6 protein-coding genes and 1 pseudogene are annotated in these 3,656 nt (G+C 62.2%); 3 read left to right on the top strand and 4 right to left on the bottom strand.

All coding sequences use genetic code 11. The features are described 5' to 3' along the window. Positions 1 to 89: flagellar biosynthesis repressor FlbT (locus tag MKL09_RS01250; protein ID WP_244017202.1), on the bottom strand; the 89-nt coding region annotated here is incomplete at its 3' end. 165 nt (positions 90 to 254) lie between these two features. Between MKL09_RS01250 and MKL09_RS01245 the strand changes: the two genes are divergently transcribed. Then, on the top strand, positions 255 to 1,451 hold the full coding sequence (locus tag MKL09_RS01245; RefSeq protein ID WP_244017200.1) for a flagellin: 1,197 nt from the start codon (positions 255 to 257) through the stop codon (positions 1,449 to 1,451). 67 nt (positions 1,452 to 1,518) lie between these two features. On the opposite strand, the gene MKL09_RS01240 is transcribed toward MKL09_RS01245, so the two are convergent. Further along, the gene (locus tag MKL09_RS01240; RefSeq protein WP_244017197.1) at positions 1,519 to 1,728 is read right to left on the bottom strand and encodes a hypothetical protein; all 210 of its coding nucleotides are present in this window, start codon (positions 1,726 to 1,728) and stop codon (positions 1,519 to 1,521) included. 235 nt (positions 1,729 to 1,963) lie between these two features. Between MKL09_RS01240 and MKL09_RS01235 the strand changes: the two genes are divergently transcribed. Continuing rightward, positions 1,964 to 2,164 (top strand): hypothetical protein, encoded by a 201-nt coding sequence (locus MKL09_RS01235; RefSeq protein ID WP_244017194.1) that lies wholly within the window; start codon positions 1,964 to 1,966, stop codon positions 2,162 to 2,164. A 599-nt stretch (positions 2,165 to 2,763) separates the two neighbouring features. Here the strand turns inward: MKL09_RS01235 and MKL09_RS01230 are convergent. Next, positions 2,764 to 2,937: a hypothetical protein gene (locus tag MKL09_RS01230; RefSeq protein WP_244017192.1), complete on the bottom strand. Its 174-nt coding sequence runs from the start codon at positions 2,935 to 2,937 to the stop codon at positions 2,764 to 2,766. A gap of 70 nt (positions 2,938 to 3,007) precedes the next feature. Between MKL09_RS01230 and MKL09_RS01225 the strand changes: the two genes are divergently transcribed. Beyond that, complete coding sequence (locus tag MKL09_RS01225) at positions 3,008 to 3,433, top strand: hypothetical protein (RefSeq protein ID WP_244017190.1); 426 nt, start codon at positions 3,008 to 3,010, stop codon at positions 3,431 to 3,433. Here the strand turns inward: MKL09_RS01225 and MKL09_RS01220 are convergent. Continuing rightward, positions 3,424 to 3,656, bottom strand: a pseudogene (locus MKL09_RS01220) (transcriptional regulator); the annotation flags it as partial. The gene MKL09_RS01225 and the pseudogene MKL09_RS01220 sit on opposite strands and share 10 nt — an antisense overlap.

Here is a 3,656-nt window from a genome sequence, read left to right as displayed (position 1 = left end):
AGAAAGGATACCGGCCGATCGCCATTACGAATTGCTGCGCCGTTGATGATCAGCCGCTCGAAGGGCTTCAAAGTGAGGCGTAGGCCCATTATTCGATGTCCTCTCAATTTGAGAGTTTTTGAACATGAGGCGTTAACGATCTTCTAACGACTACAGCGTTTCACAGATCGATTTAACATGTCGGCAATGAGCAAGGACGTAGATCGTGGGTGCCGCCAATACGGCGGTTTATAGCGCCCAAAAGGACCGCTCCTATGTCTGGTGTCACCCTTACTGCCGCCACCCGCCAGAACCTGCTTTCGCTGCAGGATACGGCCTCGCTGACCGCGACCACTCAGAACCGGCTCTCCACCGGCCTGAAGGTCTCCTCGGCACTCGACAACCCGGTGAGCTTCTTCACCTCCCAGTCGCTCAGCCAGCGCTCGGGCGATCTCGGCAACCTGCTCGACGGGATCTCCAACGGCGTCCAGGCGATCCAGGCCGCCAACCAGGGTCTCACCTCGATCCAGAAGCTGGTCGATCAGGCCAAGTCCGTCGCCAACCAAGCGCTGTCCACCCAGATCACCACCACGGGCACCGCCTCGGCCGCCTACACCAATTCGACGAGTGCCGGCGCGACCACTGTGAACCTGTACGTCAATGGTGCCTCGACCTCGGTGGCTCTGTCTTCGGGCGACACAATCGACCAGGCCCTGACCAAGCTCAACACAGTCGTAGGTGCCGGCAGCTTCTCGAAGAGCACCGACGGCACCAAGATCGTAATGAACGCGTCCTCGGACGTGGAATTCAAGGACACAGCCAGCCAGACGGCTCTCGGCTTCACGGCGGGCACCGCTTCTTCCGGTCCCACCTACGGGACGGTTGCCGCTGCCAGCCAGAGCTCCGATCTCAGCGTCTCGGGCGTGTCGGCCCGGGCGACGCTCGCCTCGCAGTACAACAGCCTGCTGACCCAGATCGATCAGTTGGCCGGCGACTCCAGCTTCAACGGCACGAACCTGATCAACGGCAAGGGCGACAACAACAACCTGACGATCAACTTCAATCCGAAGGGCAACTCGAACCTCACGGTAACCGCTACCGACGAGACTTCGAGCGGTCTCGGTCTGACCGCGATCACCGGGAGTTCAGCCAAGACGTCAACGGTCGGGCAGGGCAACTTCCTGCTCAACGCCGACATCAACACGACTCTGAACAAGCTGACCACCGCGTCCAGCCAGTTGCGGACGGACTCCTCGACCTTCGGTTCGAGCCTCTCGGTGGTGCAGAACCGTCAGGACTTCAGCAAGAACCTGATCAACGTCCTCGATACCGGCGCGTCGAACCTCACGTCGGCCGATCTGAACGCGGAGGCCGCGAACTCGCAGGCTCTGTCGACCCGCCAGTCGCTGGGCATCTCGGCCCTGTCGCTGGCCAACACGGCGCAGCAGGGCATCCTGCAGCTGCTGCGGTAAGTCTCAGCAACATCGTCGATGCAGCGGCCGGGGCATCACCCCGGCCGTTTGCGTTTGGGCCGTTGGACTAGGCGAAATGCTTTCGTCGTCCGCTCAACCTCTCGGCCTCCTCACGCCACGCATCGCGCTCGGCCTGAACTGCCTCGGTCAACGCATGCAGGTTCCCGGCATCAATCGCGGTTTCCATCAGCATGTCTTGGGCGAGGGCGAGCTGCTGGCGCAGTTCGGCGTTCTCTCGCGCAATCGCGAGGAGCAGGGCGGTCACGTCATCGCCCATCGGCACCTGCTCCGGATCACAAGCAGGGGCTCTAGCTGTGCTCAAGCTTGGCGGCAACAACATCCGCATTCAGCGCGATCGCGCCGGCGAAGCCGCACCGTGTCATCCAGGAAGGTGGTGTTGCTGCCAGCGCTCGGCTCAAGGCCGGTCGCTGGCGGCAAACCCCTGTCCGCAGGTTAACGATCCATTAACCGCGTCCGTTAATTGATCCTTAAGGACCAGGGATCGAGCACCTATGCTGGATACATTGTTTTGGGTGGCAGTGGTCGTGGCGAGCTCATGCGGCGCACTGATGATCGGCATCGAGCTCTATGATGAGTGGGCCGAAGCTGCCCGAAACGTCGATGATACGATTGGGATGTCCTCGACCACTCAGCTCAGACGTTTGGCCGAAGGCATCGAGAATGCCCGGCCACGGCTGGGCCAGGCGGGTTGAGGCATCCAGACAATTAACTGCGCATCCTGGGGCATCAGCCGGTCCTCGAGATAGCCGATCAGGCCGTGGCTGAGGCAGCGCAAGCGCCACCGTAGGCTCGCCGAAGCGCGCGAGTAGCTTCAGCTTGAGGCGAACGGGGTGCGCTCAAGGTCAGAATTTCCTCTCGCCTCCGTGCCGCGGGGTGCGGCGTGATCGTGATGGGGGATGGATTGATCGGAGATACGCCGGTCTTGAGGAAGTTCTTGAGCTCCTCAGCTCGGACCATGGCCTCTTGGCGCATCCGAAGGATGCCCATGACGAACAGGGTGGAGCCCGCCCCGAGCAGGGCAAGCGCGATGACGTACCCGAGAGCCATAGGGGTCGTTGCCGATGAGAGAGGCTGAGAGGCAGCTCCTGATCTGCAGAAGCCGCTGGATGTCCAAGAACGTCATTTATGTTGGTTAAATACGTATTAATTACGTAGGATGGCCAAGCTGAAATGAGTAGCAAGCGAAGCCCAAGTTATAGGCCATCTCCAGCCGATAGCAGACTTGGGTCCGAACGGCGTTTTGCGATGATTGGCCGGGTTCGGAGGGCAGGGATCGCGCTATCGCTCAAGATTATAGATCCCGTCGTCGCAACCGCAGCGCCAGGATCAGCGCGCCAGGCCAGAACGCGATGCTCAGCACGGCGATCGGCATGATCGGGCGGCCCTTCCACCAAACGATGATCACCGGCACGAACAGGCCTAGGATCGCAATGGTGAGGAGCGCCCAGAATTCGAGGTCGGACATGTCCATGAACGGTAGGTAGGGGCGTTCTACCGCTACGCTTCCTTCACTCCTGGTGGCACAGTGCGCCCCCATGCCGATCCGGCCCGAGCACCGCTTCTTCTACCCGATCGACTGGCGCGAGCTGTCGATGGCGATCCGCTTTGGCCGCGCGCAGGGCCGCTGTGAGAGCTGCGGGCGGCCGCACGGGCAAATGGTCTACCACCTCGGTGACGGGCGCTGGTGGGATGCCGAGGCCAGTCGCTGGCGCGATGGGTGGGGCCGCCGGATCCGGATCAGGTCGGGGACCGACATCCTCGGCCGCGCCCGCAGGACCCATGTCGTCCTGGCCGCCGCTCACCGGGATCACGACACGGCAAACAACGCAGACGCCAACCTCGCGGCCTTCTGCCAACGCTGCCACATGATCCACGACCGGCCGGAGCATCAGAGGCGGCGCCGGTGCACGCTGTTCCGGCGGAAGGCGATGGGCGACCTGTTCGGTGGGCCCTATGCCTGACCAGCACGCTTTCGTTGTATCGTAGCGGCGGCCTTCACGATGGAGAGGACGCTATCGCGTGTGGTCTCGTCGGCGATACCCGTGAACGCGAGGACGAGTTCCACCACCTTCGGGTCATTGGAGACGGCCGGGACAACGGCCTCCTGGTCGTCGTTTCCCTGAGAGCTGGCAAAAAACGTCTCGACCGGCACCTTGAGCTGATCGGCGATCCTCTGCAGCCGGC

This window comes from Methylobacterium sp. J-048, from assembly GCF_022829515.1.
GTDB lineage: Bacteria > Pseudomonadota > Alphaproteobacteria > Rhizobiales > Beijerinckiaceae > Methylobacterium.
Note: the sequence above shows the minus strand (reverse complement) of the source record. Positions and strands in the feature narration are given on the sequence as shown.